Annotated in this window: 15 protein-coding genes and 1 other RNA gene; 7 read left to right on the plus strand and 9 right to left on the minus strand. The window is 67.0% G+C overall.

Going from position 1 to position 21267, the window contains the following annotated elements:
- Nucleotides 1-774: 774 nt before the first annotated feature.
- Nucleotides 775-2067 (minus strand): M48 family metallopeptidase, encoded by a 1293-nt coding sequence (locus EHV23_RS02270; RefSeq protein ID WP_125094528.1) that lies wholly within the window; start codon nucleotides 2065-2067, stop codon nucleotides 775-777.
- Nucleotides 2068-2081: 14 nt separating this feature from the next.
- Between EHV23_RS02270 and orn the strand changes: the two genes are divergently transcribed.
- Complete coding sequence (gene orn, locus EHV23_RS02275; RefSeq protein ID WP_125094529.1) at nucleotides 2082-2729, plus strand: oligoribonuclease; 648 nt, start codon at nucleotides 2082-2084, stop codon at nucleotides 2727-2729.
- A gap of 206 nt (nucleotides 2730-2935) precedes the next feature.
- Here orn and EHV23_RS02280 read toward each other — a convergent pair whose 3' ends face one another.
- From EHV23_RS02280 to EHV23_RS02290, 3 genes are all read right to left on the minus strand, one after another.
- Nucleotides 2936-4912: an ArnT family glycosyltransferase gene (locus EHV23_RS02280; protein ID WP_125094530.1), complete on the minus strand. Its 1977-nt coding sequence runs from the start codon at nucleotides 4910-4912 to the stop codon at nucleotides 2936-2938.
- Nucleotides 4913-5543: 631 nt separating this feature from the next.
- Complete coding sequence (locus EHV23_RS02285; protein ID WP_125094531.1) at nucleotides 5544-5810, minus strand: type B 50S ribosomal protein L31; 267 nt, start codon at nucleotides 5808-5810, stop codon at nucleotides 5544-5546.
- A gap of 390 nt (nucleotides 5811-6200) precedes the next feature.
- Entirely contained in the window at nucleotides 6201-9158 is a 2958-nt protein-coding gene (locus EHV23_RS02290) for a glycosyltransferase (protein ID WP_125094532.1), read from the minus strand.
- A 903-nt stretch (nucleotides 9159-10061) separates the two neighbouring features.
- On the opposite strand from EHV23_RS02290, the gene EHV23_RS02295 reads away from it, so the two are divergent.
- Nucleotides 10062-11717: a glycoside hydrolase family 17 protein gene (locus tag EHV23_RS02295; RefSeq protein ID WP_125094533.1), complete on the plus strand. Its 1656-nt coding sequence runs from the start codon at nucleotides 10062-10064 to the stop codon at nucleotides 11715-11717.
- Between the two features lie 184 nt (nucleotides 11718-11901).
- Here EHV23_RS02295 and EHV23_RS02300 read toward each other — a convergent pair whose 3' ends face one another.
- The 4 genes from EHV23_RS02300 to trxA form a co-directional block, all read right to left on the minus strand.
- The gene (locus EHV23_RS02300; protein ID WP_125094534.1) at nucleotides 11902-12888 is read right to left on the minus strand and encodes an ABC transporter substrate-binding protein; all 987 of its coding nucleotides are present in this window, start codon (nucleotides 12886-12888) and stop codon (nucleotides 11902-11904) included.
- A gap of 392 nt (nucleotides 12889-13280) precedes the next feature.
- Nucleotides 13281-13658, minus strand: a complete 378-nt coding sequence (locus EHV23_RS02305) for a hypothetical protein (RefSeq protein ID WP_125094535.1) — start codon at nucleotides 13656-13658, stop codon at nucleotides 13281-13283.
- Nucleotides 13659-13678: 20 nt separating this feature from the next.
- Nucleotides 13679-14938, minus strand: a complete 1260-nt coding sequence (gene rho, locus EHV23_RS02310; RefSeq protein WP_125094536.1) for a transcription termination factor Rho — start codon at nucleotides 14936-14938, stop codon at nucleotides 13679-13681.
- 924 nt (nucleotides 14939-15862) lie between these two features.
- Nucleotides 15863-16183, minus strand: coding sequence for a thioredoxin TrxA (gene trxA / locus EHV23_RS02315; RefSeq protein WP_125094537.1), 321 nt, complete (start codon nucleotides 16181-16183; stop codon nucleotides 15863-15865).
- A 136-nt stretch (nucleotides 16184-16319) separates the two neighbouring features.
- On the opposite strand from trxA, the gene ffs reads away from it, so the two are divergent.
- The 4 genes from ffs to recR all read left to right on the plus strand — a co-directional run bounded on the left by ffs (nucleotide 16320) and on the right by recR (nucleotide 19910).
- Nucleotides 16320-16417: signal recognition particle sRNA small type (gene ffs / locus EHV23_RS02320), an RNA gene on the plus strand.
- Between the two features lie 223 nt (nucleotides 16418-16640).
- Nucleotides 16641-18950 carry a DNA polymerase III subunit gamma/tau gene (gene dnaX / locus EHV23_RS02325; RefSeq protein WP_158615795.1) on the plus strand — a complete coding sequence of 770 codons (2310 nt, stop codon included), beginning with the start codon at nucleotides 16641-16643 and terminating at the stop codon, nucleotides 18948-18950.
- Nucleotides 18947-19273 (plus strand): YbaB/EbfC family nucleoid-associated protein, encoded by a 327-nt coding sequence (locus EHV23_RS02330; protein WP_125094539.1) that lies wholly within the window; start codon nucleotides 18947-18949, stop codon nucleotides 19271-19273. Before dnaX ends, EHV23_RS02330 begins: the two co-directional genes overlap by 4 nt.
- A gap of 40 nt (nucleotides 19274-19313) precedes the next feature.
- Nucleotides 19314-19910: a recombination mediator RecR gene (gene recR / locus EHV23_RS02335; protein ID WP_125094540.1), complete on the plus strand. Its 597-nt coding sequence runs from the start codon at nucleotides 19314-19316 to the stop codon at nucleotides 19908-19910.
- Nucleotides 19911-19922: 12 nt separating this feature from the next.
- Here recR and EHV23_RS02340 read toward each other — a convergent pair whose 3' ends face one another.
- On the minus strand, nucleotides 19923-20435 hold the full coding sequence (locus EHV23_RS02340; protein ID WP_158615796.1) for a ClbS/DfsB family four-helix bundle protein: 513 nt from the start codon (nucleotides 20433-20435) through the stop codon (nucleotides 19923-19925).
- 103 nt (nucleotides 20436-20538) lie between these two features.
- Between EHV23_RS02340 and EHV23_RS02345 the strand changes: the two genes are divergently transcribed.
- Nucleotides 20539-21228: an SIR2 family NAD-dependent protein deacylase gene (locus tag EHV23_RS02345; RefSeq protein ID WP_125094542.1), complete on the plus strand. Its 690-nt coding sequence runs from the start codon at nucleotides 20539-20541 to the stop codon at nucleotides 21226-21228.
- Nucleotides 21229-21267 lie beyond the last annotated feature (39 nt).

Here is a 21267-nt window from a genome sequence, read left to right on the forward strand (position 1 = left end):
TGCAGCCGGCCTGGCGGACGAGGAAGCCGCAGGCGCGGCACCGGTGGGCAGGGCGTCGGCAGATGAAGTTCCCGCAGGTGAGCGTGTGGCAGGTGTATCCCCGGCAGATGAAGCCCTGGCAGATGAAACCCTGGCAGGAGGGGGTGTGGCTGGTGCAGGTTTTGTGGGTACGGGTTTTGCGGATGCGGGTTTGCCTGGTACGGGTACGGTGGGTGTGGGGCCGGCAGATGTGGGTCTGGCAGAAGATGTGGGCCTGGCAGGAGATGTGGGCCTGGCAGGAGATGTGGGCCTGGCAGGAGATGCGGGCCTGGCAGGAGATGCGGGCCTGGCAGGAGATGCGGGCCTGGCAGGAGGTGCGGGTTTGGCAGGAGGTGCGGGTTTGGCAGGCGCGGGTACGGGCTTGTCTGGCGTGGGTCTGGCAGGAGTGGACCGGGCAGGAGCAGACCCGGCAGGTGCGGGCCTGGTCTGCGCACTGCCGGGGAGGGGGCTTTCCTGCGCAGCCTTTCCAGACGATGTGGCGCCTGCTGGCGATACCCTGTCCGCCTTCGGATCCGGTGAATTCGGCCGGCCCGTGGGTGATGGCGTACCCGCCGGCGGAACCCGTTCCGGGGGCGGGGCAACCTCGTGATGCGATGGTGAGGCTTCGTCGGGCACGCCGTGGATGGCGGTGTCGTAGACCTCGATCGAGGGTGGTTCGCCGGGCAGGGTATCGTCTTGCTGGATCATGGCAGCAGGAACTGTGACGTGATGAAATCTGCGTGGAATGCGGGGATATCAGGCCGCCCCGGGCTGTGTCTGCGCCAGCCGCGCCTCGATGTGGGCAATGCGCAGGGTGGCAGGCGGGTGCGAGTCGTAGAAGGCCGAATGCAGCGGATCGGGGGTGAGGGTGGCGGCGTTGTCCTCGTAGATCTTGGTCAGTGCCGACACGAGGGCAGTGCCGCTGGCATGGTCGACGGCAAAGGCGTCGGCTTCGAATTCGTCGCGCCGTGACAGCCAGGCCATCAGCGGACGCAGCGGCAGCGTGAACACCGGCAGGGCCAGGAAAAAGAGCAGCAGGGCCACGCCGGCCGGGGCCTGTGTCTGCAGCGGGCTGATGGCGATGCCCAGCCCCTGATAGAACCAGAACTGTCCCGACAGCCAGCCCAGCAGGGCAAAGCAGGCCAGGCTGAGCACGGCCTGCAGCACCATGCGCCGGATGATGTGTCTTTTCTTGAAGTGGCCCAGTTCGTGCGCCAGCACGGCCTCGACCTCGTCGGTATCCAGACGGGCCAGCAGGGTGTCGAAGAAGACGATGCGCCGGCTCTGGCCGAAGCCGGTGAAATAGGCGTTGCCATGGGCCGAGCGGCGGCTGCCATCCATGACGAACAGGCCGCCGGCGCTGAAGTGGCAGCGGGCCAGCAGGGCCAGGATGCGCTCCTTCACCGGGCCGTCGGGCAGGGGTTCGAAGCGGTTGAACAGTGGGGCGATGAAGGCCGGGAAAATGAGCAGCATCAGCGTGCTGAAGCCGATCCAGAAGGCCCAGGCCCACAGCCACCAGGCGCTGCCGGTGGACTGCATGACCCAGATCATGCCGGCCAGCAGCGGCAGGCCCAGCACGGCCCCCAGCAGCAGCCCCTTGAGGTGGTCGGCCACGAACAGGCCGAGGGTCATGCGGTTGAAACCAAAGCGCGCTTCCAGCCGGAAGTGCCGCCACCAGTCGAGCGGCAGCTCGGCCACCGAGATGAGCAGCAGCGTGCTGGCCATGGTGGCCAGCTGCTGCAGCAGCGGATGGGTGGGCAGCCAGCGCATCCAGAATTCGTCGATGTGCTGCAGGCCGCCCAGCAGGGTGAGGACCAGCAGCAGGACGGCGTTGATGCCCAGCTCGAGCATGGCCAGCCGGACGCGGGCCACGGTATAGGTGGCGGCGCGCTGGTGGGCAGGCTGGCTGATGCGGCTGGCGAAGGGGGCGGGTACCTGCTGGCTGTGCCGCGCGACATGGCGGATCTGCCGGCCGGCCAGCCAGAGCCGCACTAGCAGCGAGGCCATCAGAAAGGCGACGAACAGGAAGCTGAAGTGCAGGGGTTGCATGCGACAATTAAAGCATGGAAACCCAGGACAAGGCGGGGGGAGTCGGCACCCCGGACAATACAGGCAAGCCGGCGCGTGACAATTCGCACACGGAGGCGAATGGGCCGGTGCGGCCCGACGAAACCCGGCTGGTCTGGGTGGACATGGAGATGACCGGACTGCATCCGGACATCGACCGCATCATCGAAGTGGCGATGATCGTGACCGACAGCGAGCTGAACGTGCTGGCCGAGGGGCCGGTACTGGCCATTCACCAGCCCGATTCCGTGCTGGAGGCCATGGACAAATGGAACCAGTCCACCCACGGCAAGTCGGGGCTGATCGACCGGGTGAAGGCCTCGACCATCACCGAGGCTGCGGCCCAGCGCATGCTGCTCGATTTCATGCGGGTGTGGGTGCCGGCCGGCAAGACGCCGATGTGCGGCAATTCCATTGGTCAGGACCGTCGCTTCATGGCCCGCTACATGCCGGAGCTGGAGGAATACTTCCTGTACCGCAACCTGGATGTGAGCACGCTCAAGGAGCTGGCCAAACGCTGGGCGCCGGGCGTCTACAAAAGCTTCAAAAAGCGCGGTGCGCACACGGCACTGGCCGACATCCAGGAGTCGATCGACGAGCTGCGTCACTATCGCCAGTATCTCTTCAATCCGGACGCGCACTGAGGCGCGCCACGGCGCCAGCGGGTAGAACCTGTTGTTTATGGTGGGCTGTAGCCGGGGGCCGTTGACGCGCAGGGCGTGGCCGGGTTTCGTCGGCTGCTGCATGGTTCCCCAACACGTACGGCAGGAGCGGGGGGCTTCAGATGGAAGGCATCGTGTTGCCCGATCTTCCCGGCCCGCGCGTGCAGGCGCAGGCCCTATGGCCGGGTTCAGCGCGCCTGCGCAGCCTCCGGCACCGGCCGGCGGTACAGCGCCAGCAGGTGCGGTGTCTTGCCGAACGGGCGGCGGCGCTGCCACACGGGCTGCCACGGCTCGTTGATCAGGGCGGCGCGGCGGTTGCCGTTCAGGCCGCTGTCATCGTTGCGCACCAGCAGCGCGGGCAGGTCGATGGGGCCGGGGGTGTCGTCGGCCACCAGCAGCCAGGGGCAGGAGCCCGGTGTCGTGGTCGCCTGCTCGGTGGCCCGCAGCTCGGGCAGCCGCACGAAGCGGGCACCGGCATAGTAGCTGAACAGGGCCAGTTCGCCCTGGTCGAGGCCGGCGTGCATCACGCAGCCCGGTTCGCTGGCAAACAGCTCACGGGTGGGGGTCACCAGTTCCTGGTAGCTCTTGCGCCAGTTGCCGGCAGGCATCCACAGGGTCATCAGCAGCAGCCAGGTCAGCACCATGCCGCCCGACGACAGTGCCATCGGCCGCCAGAAGGGGCGGGGCCGGCGCGAGACCCGCCAGACCACCAGCAGCACCCAGGCGCCGGTGGCCAGCAGGCCGATGGCCAGTTCGGAGACCGAGATGTGGGCGATGAAGCCGGGCAGCGCGGCCTCGGCCTTCATGGCCATGCGGGGCGGCCAGCCGGACAGGAAGGCCACCCAGTAGGCCCAGACGGCCAGGCTGGCCACGGAGAAGATCATCACTGCAAACCAGTCGACGATGCTGACCATGCTGCGGCGGATCATCGGCAACGTGATGCCGGTGAGAATGGCCATCGGCAGCACCATCGGCGTCAGCGTGTTCTGGTGGTCGGCCGTCTGCGGGTTCAGCAGCGAGGCCAGCAGCATCAGCAGCAGGGGCACCAGGGCCACGGCAATGGGGGCCTCGCGGCAGCCCGTCCGCCAGCGCCACACGCCCCACAGCACGAAGGGCCACAGCGGCCACAGGTACCAGGGCAGCGTGCCGCCGAGTCGTGACAGGGTGGCCATCGAGGGGGCGCCCACCATGCTGGCGTTCCATTCGAGCCAGCCCTGGAAGAAGGTGGCCACCTGCTGGCTGGCGGCGGCAGTGACCGGGACGGTGGCGGTGCCCTCGGCCAGCGGCATGGCCTGCACCATGGCATCCGGCTGGCTGAAGTAGGCCAGCAGCGCGGGCCAGGCCAGGCTGCCCACCAGGGCCACCGGCAGCACGGTGGCCAGAATCCAGCCTGCCACCAGCCGGTACGGCCGCACGATGAACACCAGCAGCAGGACGGACAGCAGCAGCGCGACCGCCAGGGGGACGCCGTAGGTGAGCAGGCTGGCGGCAATGGCCGTTCCCACGATCAGGCCACCGCGGCGCGGATGGTTCATGCACAGGCTGAGGCCGTACAGGAAGCCGGCCACGCAGGGCAGCTGGGCGGCGTTGGCGGTGGTTTCGTGAATGGGTGCGATCAGCCCGAAGCAGGCCAGCACGGCCAGCAGGGCGGCGTCCGCCACGGCATGGCCGAAGTCCTGCGGGCTGGCGCCGGCCCCGAAGGGGTCCAGCGGCTGGATCTCGGGACGCATGGCCAGGTTGCGGGCGGCATACCAGAGCATCACCATCGAGAGCGCCAGTCCCAGTGCGGCCGTCAGGCGCATGGCCAGATCGGCCGTGATCAGCCAGCCGTTGGCCGCGTGGCCCAGGAAACCGGAGAGCAGGGCGTTGAACAGGCGTGCCGCCATCATGCCCAGGGCGCCCAGCCAGAAGGGCAGCGGGCCACCTTCGGGCACCAGCTCGCCCTGCACGTTGGGCACCAGCCAGTCGATGGTGCTGCCGGTGAGCATGGTGTGGGAGATGCCGAAGCCGATGGCATCGTCGGTGCGCCACGGATCGCGGCCGATCAGGCCGGCCAGCACATAGACCGCACAGAACAGCAGCGGAATCCAGCGCGGCAGACGGGCGGCGTCGGCCGAGGTGACCAGATAGGGTCGGACGCGGGATCCGGAGCTGGAGCTTGACATGGGCTGATCCTGAGAAAAGGCCGGTGAGCAGGGGGTGTCCGGTGTGAGTGGTTCTCCCACTGGGCACGCCTGGCTGTGTCGACAGCACCCAGAATCCATGAAGGATTCCGTGGTCCTGCCGTCATGCCCTGCACGTCCGGCGGGGGCTTTGCGGGGATGAACGCGTTCATGCCACGCGATGGTCCATCTGCCTCATTGTCCGGCAGCTGCGAACGGCTGGTACAAGAAACCTTCCGGATTGCGAAGCATCTGCAATGCCAGGCCGAAATTGTGGCATGACAGGGGCGAGGCTCTCCGTGCGTGTCATGGACTCATTCGTTCCCGCACTGGCCCCAGCCGTGCATTGCTGCAGGACACCAACGGAACCGTGAGCGCATTTGCCTGGAGTCCGTCACGGAGGCAGCGGACGCAGCGGAGGCAGGCAGCCCTGTGGCCGGTCGTACCGGGACAGAGGGGCTCGCGGGACAGAATGGGTGCATGTACCACGCAGGACGGGAATGGATGCATGGTCCAGCAAGATGCATGCACCCCCATGCGTCCTGCGTGCCACCCGCTACCAAAAAGAAAGCCCCGGCAATGCCAGGGCTTGACATGGCCACGGCGGGGCCGTGGCCGCGAGGCGCAGGGACGCTCAGGCCTTGGCCACGGGAGCGCCGGTGCGGGCAAACTTCTGGCGGAACTTCTCGACGCGGCCGGTCTCGATGATGCGCTGCTGGGCGCCTGTGTAGAACGGGTGCGACTCGGAAGTGACGTCCAGCTTCATCAGCGGATATTCCTTGCCGTCATCCATCTTGATGGTTTCGCGGGTTTGCACCGTGGAACGCGTGATGAACTTGAAACCGTTGGCCATGTCCTGGAACACGACTTCACGGTACTCGGGGTGAATGCCTTCTTTCATAGGGGATCTGTGGGTTCAGCGCCGAAAAGCGGGGTGTTGGAAACGCACGCAACGGTACGGCAGGTAAACGTCCATTATAACCGTTTGATCTGCCGGTGCAACGGCTCGAGGCCGCCGGTCATGCCCGGGTGACCGTTCGTCGGGCATGCATGGGGGGCGAAAACCTCCGTCATGTCCGGGCGACCGTCTGTCGTCTGTGAATGGCAGGTGAAGCCCTGGTGGGGATGGCAGACGGGTGGCAAACGGGGTGACGCAGGAATGGCTGCAGGGGCGTTCGGGTGGTGCCCATGAAAAAACCCCGGACAGGCCGGGGTTCGTGGACGCCCTGCGCGCAGGGGCCGGCGGGGCACGGATCCATCTGGGCGTGGATCCGTGCGCTGTGCCGGTCGGTCAGGCGCTGGCCGGTTTGCCGGCCTCGTCGGCCCCACCGGCCTGTGCCGTCCGGGGCTGCTTCGGCTTCTTCTCCAGATGCTTCGCCTTCGAGGCGGAGATCAGCGCGCAGATGACCGCGGCCAGGTAGGGCACCGCCTGCAGGATCAGCACCACCATCCACATGAACGATTCCAGGTGGTTGGGCAGGCGGGTGAGCGAGATGCCCCAGGTGGCCACCAGCAGGCCGATCAGCAGCAGCGCCTCCTCGCGCACGCCACCCCAGGCCATGCCGGCCGGCTTCTTGCGTTTGGCCGGTTTGGCGGCGGGCGCCGGCGCTGCAGCCGTCGTGGCTGCCTCTGCAGCGGCGGGTGCCGGGGGGGCGGATGTGTCTGCGGCATCTGCGGTACCGGACGTCTGGCCGGTGGTCGCGCCTGCACCGGTGGCGCCGGAGGTTCCGGCTGCCGCACCGGCGCTACCCGACGCGGTCGATGCCGCGCCGCCGGCAGCACTTTCGCCGCCCGACTGGTCGGAGGCCTGCGTACCGGCACCACCGCCTTTCTCGGTCACCTCGAAGACGGCCGTCTTGTTCCACAGCCCTTCGTACACACCCTGGGCGATACCGTGCGACAGCGCCATGCCGGCCAGGGCTGCGCCCCAGACATCCTTCTGCTCGCAGCGCACGCGGCGCATGTACAGCAGCGGCCCCATCAGTGCCTTGAAGAAGAAGAAGGCGATCAGCGGGATCATGAACAGCAGGATCGGCAGGCTGAACAGGTGCGGCGCTGCGATGATGCCGATGCTCCACGCAATGGCGGCCAGCGCGAACAGCAGGTGCAGGGCATCACCTACCCACGAGAACCAGCCCGCGATGAAGTGATAGCGCTGTGCCGTGGTCAGGTTGCTGCGGCCGAAGAGCGTCTTCGTGTGCGCCTTCATGATCTGGATGGCGCCCTGGGCCCAGCGCTTGCGCTGCTTCTTGAACGCGAAGAAGGTGTCGGGCGTCAGGCCCCGGCCCATTACCACGTCCACGTAGCGCAGCGTGTAGCCCTGGTTCATCAGGCGCAGGGCCAGCTCGGCGTCCTCGCAGATCGTCCATTCGGACCAGCCATCCTTTTTCAGCGGCTCGGCGCGCACCAGCGTCATCGTGCCGTGCTGGATGATGGCGTTGCGTTCGTTGCGGTGGTGCATGCCGATGCGGAAGAACCCGTCGTACTCGAAGTTCATCATCCTCCGGAAGGTGTGACGGCTCCAGCCACGGTGGGCCTGCGGCGACTGCACGACGGCGGTCTGCGGGTCGTCGAAGTAGCTGACCACGTCCTTCAGCCAGCGGCGCACCACCACATAGTCGGCATCGACCACACCGATGATCTCGGCATCGGGTGCCGTCTGCGTCAGGCCATAGTTGAGTGCGCCGGCCTTGAAGCCGGGCCACTTGGGCAGGTGGAAGAACTTGAAGTTCTCGGGCAGGGTGGCCATGAATTCCTCCACCGGCTTCCAGAGCTTCTCGTCCTTCGTGTTGTTGTCGATGACCAGCACCTCGAAGTTGGTGTAGTCGAGCGCCGCCAGGCTCTTGATGGTGGCGATCACCATGTCGGGCTGCTCGTTGCAGCAGGCCAGGTGCAGCGACACCTTCGGCTCGCGCGCCCCCGGGGCCAGCGGCCGCGGCCGGTAGACGTGCCGCAGGTTGCCCGGCCAGAACATCTCGACGAACTCGAAGAAGTTGGTCAGCAGGATGATGGACATGGCCAGCAGCGACGGCACCAGAATGACCAGGAAGGTCCAGTCGATCGGGCGCATGTAGTAGTCGAAGGGCAGGGCCACCAGCCAGGCGAACAGCGAGATCACCGACTGGAACACGATGCCGAAGGCCAGCCGGCTGGGCAGCTGCAGGTTCGAGAAGGTGAACATGAACCAGAACAGCGCCACCACGCCGGCCACCGAGGCCAGTGCCGCCTTGGTTTCCCAGTTCGGGTCACGCTCGATGGGGGCAGTCAGGCTGTACTTGGGCTGCCGGTAGGCATCCAGATAGCCCCAGTAGGGGCCGGCCCGGCCTTCCAGCTCGATCTTCCAGGGCTGGTCGATGCCTTCCATCAGGAAGTAGTCGAGGTTCTCGGCGGCGGCGCGCACCAGGAAACCACGGATGAATTCGGCCTGGCTGGACGGCGAGGCACGCGAGGAGTCGCGGCGGTCGCCCTGGCTGGGCCAGCCCACCTCACCGATGACGATCTTCTTGTCGGGGAAGCGGCGCTGCACCTCGTGCAGACGGCCGAAGGTGTAGTCGAGTGCCTGCTTCACCGGCAGCCCCTCCCAGTAGGGCAGCAGGTGGACGGTGATGAAGTCGGCATTGGCGGCCAGCTCGGGGTAGCGCAGCCAGACGTGCCACGGTTCGGCGGTGGACACCGGCTTGCGCACGCGGCGCTTGACCTCGCGCATGTGGCGGATGGAGTCGGCCGGCGTGCGTTCGCCGGTCAGCACCCGTTCGTTACCCACGATGACCCGCTCGATGGCGCTGGTTTCCTGCACGGCCTTCTCGAGCGCGTCGATTTCCTTCTGGTTGCGCTCCTCGTCCTTGCCCACCCAGACACCGGCCGTCAGGTGCAGGCCGGCCTTCTCGACCAGCGCCGGGATCTGCGGCCGGTCGGCACTGGTATAGGTACGGATGCGGGTGGTGAACTGCGAGAGGATCTCGAAATCCTTGAGGATCGAGGCATCATCGGCATCCTTGCCTTCCAGCGGATTGTCCCAGCGCTGGGCCGAGTTGTAGGCCAGGCCGCTGATCTTGCCGTAGAAGGGCGGGGCATCCACCACCGGATTGATCTTGTCCCAGACCACGAAATTCAGCACGGCGATGAGCAGTGCCAGAAACAGTGCGCTCAGTACCCGGCCCACCGTCACCGGGTGACGGGTACGGAAGTGAACGGCCAGTGAACTGTCGTGATCGGGAGAGGAAGGAGAATGTGAGTCCGGTCCGGACATAGCGAGATTTCCAGTCAGGATTGACGAGATGTCGGTACAGCGTGTGCGTTGGCACGGTGCAGGATCGCGAGGGGCCCGAAGACGCCATGCCCGCCGGCGCACGCAGCGGGCACAGGGTACGCCGGCGTCCGGCCGGCAGGCCCCGACGGCCCCACCGGCAGGCCAGACAGCAATTGTGCCTGATGTTGCAGGCCCGGCGCGGCCACGAAAGCCGCCCTGCCGGCCCGCATGCCGCCTGCGCGGCAGGCATGAAGGTGAGATGCGGCAGCATGACCCGGTTGCGTTGTCCGACCTGCCGTCAGGCCGGGGAGGAGGCGGCTGTACTGCAAGGCCTGCACCACCGTGGCACGCGGCAATCTGCGACACGAATTCTATGGCGGCGGACGTCTGGCAGAATTACGGTCCTGTGACGTCTATTTTCAGGCTGAAACAGATTCGGCGCTGTGCCGTGAGGCTGTGTGGGGATGGACGCGTCCATGGTTCGTTCTTGCCGGGTCTGGCCGGCCGCGCCCGGCCCCTCGGGCCGGCATGGCCTGCAGTGACGCCGGTCGCGTGTGGGGCGTCTGGCCGGTATGGTGTCCAGTGCCGCCGGTCGAGCGTGGTGCATCCGGCGTGCTGCCCGGCGTGGCCGGTGTGGTGCCGTGCAGCAGCCGCCCGGCCCGGTGCCGACCGGGTTTGCGCGCGCCCACCGGACGCAATCGGCTATGCTTGCACCATGGCCGGCCCCGGTGTCCGGCCGCGGCTCCTGTGCCCGGGATGCGGTGCCGGCCGTTTCCTGCGCCATGCAGCGGCTCTTCCCTTTGAAGGCCGTCTTCGCCGGCGGCCGTTTTCCGCGTCATTCGCTGGCTCTTCCCTTTTTCCCTTTCCCGACCGGCCCGTCCGGTCCCTTCCTCCTGTTCATTCATGTCCGAGTTCCTGTCCCGCAACCGTTCCTGGCTGATGACGCTGCTCTGCCTCGTGGCCGCTCTCTGGGTGCTGGCCTGGTGGCGTGCCGAAGGCACCCCGCAGCCGCTGGCCGAAGGTGCTGACGGCAAGCTGCAGTGCCTGTCCTACACCGCATTCCGCAAGCCGGATGAAACCCCGATGAATCCCGATGCCAGCGTGGACGAGGCCCGCGTGCGGGAGGACCTTTCCATCCTGTCGGCACGGACCGGCTGCGTGCGCACCTATTCGGTCATCCAGGGGCTGGAGCACGTGCCGAAGGTGGCGAAGGCGCTGGGCATGCAGGTGCTGATGGGCATCTGGATCGGCCGCGAGCGCGACAAGAACGACCTCGAGATCGAACGGGCCATCGCACTGGCGCGCCAGTATCCCGACACCATCCGCGGCATCGTGGTGGGTAACGAGGTGCTGCTGCGTCGTGAGCAGTCGGCCCAGCAGATGGCCACCTATCTGGACCGGGTGCGAGCGGCTGTCGACATCCCTGTCACCTATGCCGATGTCTGGGAGTTCTGGGCCGAGAACAAATCCCTGGCCGATCACGTCTCCTTCGTGACCGTCCACATCCTGCCCTATTGGGAAGACCATCCGGTTGGCATTCATGATGCCATCCAGCACATCACCGGCACGGCCGAGCAGATGCGACAGATGTTCCATGGCAAGGACGTGCTGATCGGTGAGACCGGCTGGCCCAGTGCCGGTCGCCAGCGCATGGCCGCCGTGGCCAGCCGGGTCAACGAGGCCCGCTTCATGCGCGAGTTCAGCCAGGCCGCCGCCGATCACCATCTGAACTACAACTTCATCGAAGGCTTCGACCAGCCCTGGAAACGGGGGCAGGAAGGGGCCATGGGTGGCAACTGGGGCGTGTTCGACAGTGACGGCCAGCCCAAGTTCCCGGCCACCGGCCCCGTGGCCGAGGATCCGCACTGGTACCGCGGCTGGCTGGGCGCGGCAGCCGGTGCCCTGGTGGCCCTGTGGCTGCTGCGGGTCTGGCGGGTGCGTGGGCGTGCCACGCAGGTGCAGCTGGTGGCGCTGGGCGTGGCCTCCGGCGGGCTGCTGGTGGCGCAGGCCCGCTACGGCACGATCTGGAACCGTGACGTGCTGGAATGGGGCACCTCGGTCATCTTTGGCCTGGCCTCGGTGGCACTGGTGGTGGTGATGGCCCGGCTGATCGCACTCGGACGCTCCGACCGGCCGGCCGGGGGCGGACTGGAATCGCTGGACGGGGTGCAGGTGCCGTCCTTCATCACCCTGTGGCGCCGTCGCCGGGCGCATTTCGACGCGCTCGACTGGCTGGGCGTCTGCCGCAGCTTCTTCCTGTTCGGGGGGGCGCTGATGGCGCTGCTGCTGGTGTTCGATTCCCGCTACCGGGGCTTCCCCACCGTGCTGTACATGCTGCCGCTGCTGGGCCTGCTGATGGCCCGTCTGGCCGGCCTGCGTCTGGTGGGGGATGCCGAAGAGCGCGTGCTGGCCCGCATTTGCGCGCTGGGTGCCGTGCTCTTCGTGCTGATGGAGGGCTTTGCGAATACCCAGTCGTGGGTGTTCGGCCTCACGCTGCTGGCGCTGGTGGCCGCCGCCGGCGGCCTGCGGCTGTGCCGGCGGGGGATCTGCAGGCGGTAAAACAGCCGTCGGCAGGTTTTTGCTGAATCCGGCCCGGCTCCGGGCCGGCAAGAGGGGCGCGATTCTTTCCAGGAAAGGATTTGCGCCCCTTTTCTGTGGTGCGTTCAGTGGGAACGGTGCGTCCGGCTGTAGTCCAGTGTGCCTGAACGGTGCGTCCGGCTGTAGTCCAGTGTGCCTGGTGTCATCACGCACCAGCCCCCGGGTGCAGCCCCTGCACGCCCGGTGAGGGTTCGCCCTTCACATCACCGAAATACATCACGAAGGTCTGGCGCCAGCGCTCGACCTCGGCGCGGTTGCGCATGAACGCGGGGAAGTGCCACCAGTACGAATTGTCGTACTCCCAGATCGGGCGCAGGCCGCCCGCCGGCTGCACGTCGGTACGCACCGACCAGCCGTTGAAGCTGTTTTCCTGCATCTGGCGCGAGACCAGCCAGCTCAGATAGAGTTTGGCGGCAGCCGTGTGGCGCGCCCCTTTCAGGATGGCGGCCCGCTGGCCCCAGGCCATGAACGGATGGTTGTCGGCCACCACCCAGCGTGCGGCCCCATCGGCTCCGGTCAGCGAGCCGGCGCCCCCGATGCCGATCGGCCGCGTACCGCTGTTCACCGCGTCGCCCGGCGTGTTGGTGCCCCGGGCAAACAGGATGTCCTGTTCGCTCATGCGGCGCACCCAGTCCCAGCCGTAGATCTTGGCGTACAGCTTGTACAGGTACAGGACGGCATCGTCATCCTGCGGGTAGGAGGAGGCGATCCTGCCTTTCCATTTCGGGTTGGCCAGCTCTTCCGGCGTGCTGGGCATGTCACCGGCCGAGGCGTTGACCATGAAGCTGAAGGCCAGCACCCCAATCGAGATCCAGGCGCCATGCTCGTCCCGGAAGAACGGATGAATGGCCGGGAAGGCGGGCGGCATGAAGGGCAGCAGCCGGCCTTCGTGCTTCCAGCGCTCGAAGTCCTGCAGCGTCTGCAGCTGCACCACATCCGGCACCAGTGTGTCCGTGGCCAGCTGGTTGTCCACGCGTACGTCGTGGATCTTGCTGTAGTCGACGATGATGTCGATATCGATGTTCGGGAAGCGCGCCTTGAAGCCGTTCTTTGCGTAATCCTGCTGGTCCGGCGTGTCGCCACCAGCGTAGACGATCAGCCTGCCGCCCTCGGCCTGGGCTGCCTCGTACATCTCGTTGAGGATCTGCTCTTCCTCGTCCCCCGACGGCGCATTGCCCAGCGGCAGGCCGGACAGGCCATGACCCCGTGCCCCGGGTGGGCGTGGCCGGGGTGGCCACCATGGTTTGCGGTGCCGTGATGTGCGCCACCATTCGTGGCCAGGGCCGACTGGGCGCCCAGCACGGCGGGCAGGGCGGCAGCGCTGGCCAGCAGCCGGCGACGCAGCGTGGACGGGGTATCTGTCTTCAGGGGCATGAGCTGCTCCGATAGTGTCAAGGAAATGAAACTGTATCGGAACAGTCGGTTTTTCTGACAGAAAGTGTGTGATTGTTTTTCGGAAATTCAGTGTTCCGGAAAATGGTCCAATGTCCGGAAAAAGTGCCCCCATGGCACCGCCCTGGAGCGTCAAACCGCCAGTTCGCTGCCCTCGCCCCGTTCGCGGGCGTTGATGCGGGCCAGCAGCATGGCGCTGACCAGCGCCGCTACGGCGGCCGGCTGGTAGGCGTAGAGGATCAGCCCGGCCATGGCCAGCGTGAGGGCCCAGCGGGCCACCAGCCGGCTCTGCTTCCAGCAGCCCAGCAGGGCCACCAGCAGCGCCACCACGCCCAGATCCTGCCGGAAGAACGACACCACCAGCGGTGTGCGCAGCGCGCACCAGCCCTCGAAGCGGTGCACGTCGCAGTGCAGCGCCAGCTCGGTGTTCTCCACCATCAGGTAACGCAGCAGCAGCGCCACCACCAGTGCGATGGCGGGCCAGAGGATGTCTTTCCTGCGAGTGTTCATGTCGTCGTCGCTTCCGGATCTCACTTCTTCATCATCTCGAAGAACTCCGCGTTGTTCTTCGTGGCCTTCATCTTGTCGAGCAGGAACTCCATGGCCTGCAGCTCGTCCATGTCGTGCAGCAGGCGACGCAGGATCCAGACCTTCTGCAGGATCTCGGGCTTGATCAGCAGCTCCTCGCGGCGGGTGCCGGAACGGTTGATGTCCATCGCCGGGAAGATGCGTTTTTCCATCATCCGCCGGTTCAGGTGGATCTCCATGTTGCCGGTGCCCTTGAATTCTTCGTAGATCACCTCGTCCATCCGGCTGCCGGTATCGATCAGCGCCGTGGCCAGGATGGTCAGCGAGCCACCTTCCTCGATGTTGCGGGCCGCACCGAAGAAGCGCTTGGGCCGCTGCAGCGCGTTGGCATCCACACCGCCGGTCAGCACCTTGCCCGACGAGGGCACCACCGTGTTGTAGGCGCGGGCCAGACGGGTGATGGAATCGAGCAGGATGACCACGTCCTTCTTGTGCTCGACCAGGCGCTTGGCCTTCTCGATCACCATCTCGGCCACCTGCACGTGGCGGGTGGCCGGCTCGTCGAAGGTGGACGATACCACCTCGCCGCGGATCGAGCGCTGCATCTCCGTCACCTCCTCGGGGCGTTCGTCGATCAGCAGCACGATCACCACGGCTTCCGGGTGATTGGTGGTGATGGCGTGGGCGATGTGCTGCATCATCACCGTCTTGCCGCTCTTGGGCGGCGCCACGATCAGGCCCCGCTGGCCCTTGCCGATGGGGGCAATGATGTCGATGATCCGCCCGGTGATGTTCTCTTCGGTGTGCAGGTCCGGCCGCTCCAGCGTCAGGACCTCGTCCGGATGCAGCGGTGTGAGGTTCTCGAAGAGGATCTTGTGCTTGGAGTGCTCGGGCGGCGCCCCGTTGATCCGGTCTACCTTCACCAGCGCAAAGTAGCGCTCGCCATCCTTCGGTGTGCGTACCTCGCCCTCGATCGAATCACCGGTGTGCAGGTTGAAGCGCCGGATCTGCGAGGGCGAGATGTAGATGTCGTCCGGACTGGCCAGATACGACGTTTCGGGCGTGCGCAGGAAGCCGAAGCCGTCGGGCAGCACTTCCAGCACGCCGTCGCCGAAAATCTGGTCGCCGTTGCGGGCCTTGCGCTTCAGGATGGCGAACATCAGCTCCTGCTTGCGCAGACGGTTGGCGGCTTCGATGTCGAGGCTTTGCGCAATGTCGATCAGTTTCGAGATGTGCAGGGCCTTCAGCTCGGACAGGTACATAGGACAGACGATGAGGGTTGATCGGAGCGGCACCACGGGCCAGCGCCGGTGGTGCAGAAACGCGGAAGGAAGGGAGATTGGATAACCGGAGTGCGGTGATGGCCAGTCTGCGGATCATCGGCCCGCCGGGCGATACAGGCCGGGCGGCGCGACGGATGAAACCTGTGGGGAAGCTCCGGCCGGGGCTGCCTGACGTGGTGACTGCCGGCGTTCCGGGCGTGCGGAAGTCCGTGCAGGTCACCGGCCCCTTTCCGCAGACGGGAAGGATGCAGGCATTGGGCAGCGTGGCGGGAGAGGAACCCGGATGGCTGAACAGCCGGACGGGAGGGCCAGGGGCCGAAGGTGCCTGCGGGAGGAGGGTGGTCCGGCAGGACCATGTCCGTACAGGCAGACGTGGCGTGGAGCCCGTTGCGCATCGCGCCGTTGCGGCTGCCCGGCGACAGGGCCGGCAGCGACGGGGCGAGCGCCCGATCAGGGTCGGGTTCGCACTGTACTACGAAAGAGCCGCCAGCGCAAAAAATGCCGGGACAGGGAACGGGCCATAAAGGAAACGGGCCATGTATCGGAGGAGGCCGCACCGGGGCAGGAGCCTGGGCGCCGTACGGCCGGCACGCGCCGGCATGGAGGGCGCATGGCCACCCGGATGAGACCACCCGCGCCATGGCCGGCGTGGCGATGAACGGATCCATGACACACCCCGGGCGGTGGGTTCGGTACCCGTCGCGTAACCGTGTACCGTCAGCGTGCGGAACGACGGGGGCTGCTTCGTGGTGTCTTCGGCAGCCGTTTGCAGCGCCTGTGCGGACTGACCTGTGCCGGGACTGTCGATGCCAATGGCGTATGACCGTTTGCGGCGCCTGCGCGCGGGCTGACCTCGTTCCGTCCCCGCCGGGGAAAGCTGCCCCGGACCGCTTTCCGGGATGGTCAGAGGTTGCTGTCGAGGAAGGCCGTGAGCTGGCCCTTGGACACGGCACCCACCTTGGTGCCCACCAGCGTGCCGTTCTTGAACAGCATCAGCGTCGGAATACCGCGGATGCCGTACCTGGCTGCAATGGCCTGCTGCTCGTCGACGTTGACCTTGGCCACCGCCATGCGGTCGGCATAGTCGTGCGACACCTCGTCCAGAATGGGGGCGATGAGCTTGCACGGACCGCACCATTCGGCCCAGAAATCTACCAGCACGGGGACGTCCGACTGCAGAACGTCGGCGTCGAAGCTGTCGGTGGAAACGTTTTTGATACCCATAGGTCTCGTGGAACTCCTGTTTGGGTGCTAAAAATAACACGGCTGGCCCGGAAAGGGCATCCCCCGGTTTGCTCCCGGGCGCCTCTGCACCCGCTCCGGTTTGCCCTTGCGCCTGCTTCATATACAATCGGCCCCGGACGGGCCTCCTCGCATTGTGGCCCGGGAACCTGGTCAGGTCCGGAAGGAAGCAGCCATAACCGGATCCCGCAAGTGCCGAGGGCTCGGCTCGTCCCCTTCAGGTCTTTCTGCCTGAAGCCTTTCTCGGATGGTCCGGCATGTCCTGCCGCCGGCGGCCTCGCCACAGGCTGGCTGGTGCAATGTGCCTTCCGGCTGCCCGCACGCGCCCGGCACCCGGTCTGGCAGGGCCGGTTGAAGTCCACGGCCGCCGTCCCCAGCTTCATCCTTCCATCAGCCTTTCAGCCCGCTGCGCCGCCTGCCGGCCACGGCACGCTCCCCGGTGCAGTCAAACACTCCCTCTGGCAGCCATCAGGTACTGGCGCGCAAATGGCGTCCGCGTGACTTCGACGCCCTGGTCGGACAGGACACCGTCGTGCGTGCCCTGCGCCATGCGCTCGACAACCAGCGCCTGCACCATGCCTACCTGCTCACCGGTACCCGGGGCGTGGGCAAGACCACCATCGCCCGCATCCTGGCCAAGGCGCTGAACTGCGAGAAGGGTGTCAGCTCCCACCCTTGCGGCGAATGCTCCGCCTGCCGCGGTGTGGACGAAGGGCGCTTCCCCGACTACCTCGAAATGGACGCCGCCTCCAACCGCAAGGTGGAGGAAATGGCCGTCGTGCTCGAAAACGCCGCCTACCTGCCCACGGTGGGCCGCTACAAGGTCTTCGTCATCGACGAGGTCCACATGCTCTCCACCCACGCCTTCAACGCCATGCTGAAGACGCTGGAAGAGCCGCCGCCGCACGTCGTCTTCGTGCTGGCCACCACCGACCCGCAGAAGGTGCCCGTCACCGTGCTGTCGCGCTGCATGCAGTTCGGCCTGCGCAATGTCGGCCCGGCCACCGTGGCCGGCCATCTGGCCCACGTGCTGGATGCCGAAGACATCCCCTACGAAGAAGGCAGCCTGAAGCTGATCGGCAAGGCCGCCGGCGGCAGCATGCGTGATGGCCTGTCGCTGCTCGATCAGGCCATCGCCCTGGGCGGCGGCCAGGTGCAGCAGCAGACCGTGCAGGAAATGCTCGGCACCGTCGACGAGGCACTGGCCCCCGAACTGCTCACCCTGCTGGCCGGTGGCGATGCCGCCGCCGTCGTGGCCGAGGCCGACGCACTGGCTGCCCGCAACGTGGCGCATGCGCAGATTCTCATGGCCATGGCCGGCGAACTGCAGCGCATTGCGCTCGCCCAGGTGGGGCAGGGCGATGCCCATCCGCTGGCCGACCAGATCGATCCGGGCGACGTGCAGGTCTGGTACCAGATTGCCATCCACGGCGTGCGCGACCTGTCGCTGGCGCCCGATGCGCAGACCGGCTTCATGATGACCCTGCTGCGCATGCTGGCGTTCCGCGCCGAATCGCTGGCGCTCACGCCGCAGAGCGTGGCGGAGCTGGGGGCAGCCACTGCCTCGCCCGCAGCGGGCATGCCTTCCGCAATGGGCGCAGCCGCCCGCGGCGCACCCGCGGGCGGGGATGCCCGGGCCGTGGCGGCGGCCATGGCGGCACAGGCCACCGGATCGGGGGAGCGGTCCGGCGCAGCCCGTACCGGCGGGGCCGGCGCTGGTGCCGCATCGTTCACTGCACAGGCTGCCGGCATGTCCACGGCAGGTGCTTCAGGCCCAGCTTCGGGTACCGCAGTTCCGGGCGCCCAGGGGGCCGGCATGCCCGGCGCCGACGTGGCGAATGACCCGCGTGCCCGTGCCCGCCAGATGGCGGCCGCCATGGTGGCCCGTGGTGGCGATCGCCAGCACGCCGGCGCCGCACGCCAGACCGGAGCCAGTCAGGGGGCCGCCGGCCAGCGCCCGACCCCGGCAGGACGCGAGGCACAGACCCCGGCGCATCGTCCGGACCAGCCCGCGCCCGACGAACCCGGCCGACCTGCTGCACAATCTGCCGGCATATCATCGCAGTCGCCAGCTTCCCGGCAGGCACCGGATTCCCGGCAGGCTTCGGCCTCTCAACAGGTTTCTGCTCCTGCGCAGGCATCACCTCACCAGCGGCCGCCCTCACAGCCGTCGTCCCGGCAGCCATCACCCCAGCAGCGCTCGCCGGCTTCCCCGGAGGTACCTGCCCAGCAGCCGGGGCACGGACACGCGCGCGAGGCGCGCTACTTCGACAGCTCGGCCAGCCGGCAGGCCAGTCCTGCCGGGGGCGATGACGCGCCCGCCGTTTCCCCTGACGCTCCGGCAGACTCCCCCCTCGATTTCGATGGTGACTGGCCCGCACTGGCCGCCCGCCTGCCCGTGCAGGGCGCCGTGCGCCAGCTGTTTGCCCAGAGCGAACTGAAATCCCTGCAGGGCACCCGGTTCCAGGTGCAGGTGCAGGTCCGTCACCTGGCCGAGCCGGCGCTGGTCGAACGCGCCCGCGGGCTGCTCTGCACCCACTTCGGCACCGACGTGCAGCTGCAGGTTTCGGTGGGCCAGGTGGGCAAACAGACGGCCGCCGCACGTGCGTCGGAACAACAGGCGCGTCGTCAGGCTGCCAGCGAACAGGCCATTGCCGCCGATCCGTTCGTCAGAACATTGCTTGAAGAGTTCGGAGCCACCATACTGCCGGATTCGATCAAACCCCTCGATGGAGAAACCACACCATGATGAAAAACCAGTTGGCTGGCCTCATGAAACAGGCCCAGCAGATGCAGGACAACATGAAGAAGGTCCAGGACTCGCTGGCCGACATCGAGGTGGAAGGCCAGTCCGGTGCCGGCCTCGTCAAGGTGCTGATGACCTGTCGCAACGATGTCCGCCGCATCACCATCGATCCCAGCCTGGTCGGTGATGACAAGGACATGCTGGAAGACCTGGTGGCCGCCGCCGTCAACGACGCCCTACGCCGTGCCGAGAAAACCGCCCAGGAAAAGATGTCGGCCGTCACCTCCGGCCTGCCGCTGCCCCCGGGATTCAAACTGCCGTTCTGAGTACGCGTCTCACGGCTCCGGTATTTGTGAAAGCCCCCGCGTGAAAGACCCCGCCGCCCTCGATGAACTGGTCAAGGCCTTGCAGGGCCTGCCCGGCGTTGGCCCGCGCTCGGCCCGGCGGCTGGCCTTTCACCTGCTGCAGCGTGACCGCGACGCCGCGCGGCGCCTGGCCGATGGCCTGAACGAGGCGCTGGACCGCGTCCAGCACTGCAGCCGCTGCAATACCCTCACCGAACACGACCTCTGCGAGATCTGCAGCGACGAAGACCGGGACCCCACCCAGCTCTGCGTGGTGGAAAACCCGGCCGACCTGCTGGTCATCGAACACACCCGTGCCTTTCAGGGCCTCTATTACGTCCTGATGGGGCGCCTGTCGCCACTCGACGGCATCGGCCCCGCCGACCTGCAGTTCGAGCGCCTGCTGACCCGCGCCACCGACGGCGTGGTGAAGGAAGTGGTGCTGGCCACCAATTTCACCCAGGAAGGGGAGGCCACCGCCCACTACCTCTCCGAGGTACTCACGGCCCGTGGCCTGTCGGTCAGCCGCCCGGCCCGGGGTGTACCGCTGGGCGGCGAGCTGGAATACGTCGATGCCGCCACCGTGGCGCAGGCGCTGCGGGACCGGAAGCGGGTCTGATTGCCCCCCTGCTCAGTCATCCACCTGCCGCCAGTGCTGCAGCCGGTGATACGCGCTGCGCAGCGGCGAGGCCGTGTTGAGCTGGATCAGCCGCCCGAACGTGTACGCCTGCTGGCTGGTGAGGGTGGTGTACCAGACCGTTTCGTACAGCTCAGCCTCGGTGCGCCGGTCGAGAAAGGCGAGAATCTCCCCGTAAATACTGTCGAGCTTTTGCAGCAGCCCGGCCCATGGCACACCGGCATACGCGGCATAGAAACCGCGGGCGATCTCCCCGAACTTTGCATTGGGAATGGCACAGGGCTTGCCCGTCTCTTCCCAGTGCCGGTTCCAGCGCAGTACCTCCTCGCCCCAGCCCACCAGATAGGCCACCAGGTCGTGCGGGGACATGCGGGTGTTTTTTATCTGGCCTTCCAGCACGGGCTGGCTGGTGTCCTTTGGGGCGATGCTGCCGAGTACGGGGCGAAGTTCGCCGAATTCATGGGTGATGTCGGCGATCAGGGCGTTTCTGTTCGCGGGGATGGGCATGAGTGGGCCTTTCAGGTATATCTGTCCGGAGTGATGGTAGTACCTCATTGCGCAGCGGCGTACCATGCGCGTTCCCTGTCCTATTCTTTCTTCCGGAGACACCATGCCCCAACGCATCGTCGTCCTCACCGGCGCCGGCGTCAGCGCCGACAGCGGCCTCAAGACCTTCCGTGACAGCGATGGCCTGTGGGAAGGCCATCGCGTGGAGGAAGTGGCCACGCCCGAGGCCTTCGACCGCAACCCCCAGCTGGTCATCGACTTCTACAACGAGCGCCGCCGGCAGGCACGGGCGGCCCAGCCCAATACCGCCCACCTCGCCCTGGCCCGGCTGCAGGATCGCTACGACGTGCAGATCATCACCCAGAACGTCGATGACCTGCACGAGCGGGCCGGCAGCCGCACCGTGCTGCACCTGCATGGCGAGCTGAACAAGCTGCGCAGCACGGTCGATGAGGACTATGTCATCGACTGGACCACCGACCAGAAACTCACTGATCTGGACCGCAACGGCAACCGCCTGCGCCCGTTCATCGTCTGGTTCGGCGAGAGCGTGCCGCTGATCGAACAGGCGGCCGAATGGGTGGCGCAGGCCGACCGGGTCATCGTGGTGGGCACCTCGCTGAAGGTCTATCCGGCGGCGGGGCTGCTGCGGTTTGCGCCCGCCCATGCCGAACGCTATCTGGTCGATCCCCGGCCACCGGCCGCGCCCGGTGTGCATATCATTGCTGCCACGGCCGCCGAAGGTGTGCCTCCGCTGGTGGACGAGCTGCTGGCGCAGGCCGGGCAGGCGTGACGGGCAAGGTATGACCGGCAGGTCTGCCGGGCGGCATGA

This window comes from Lautropia dentalis, from assembly GCF_003892345.1.
In the GTDB taxonomy this organism is placed as follows: Bacteria; Pseudomonadota; Gammaproteobacteria; order Burkholderiales; family Burkholderiaceae_E; genus Lautropia; species Lautropia dentalis.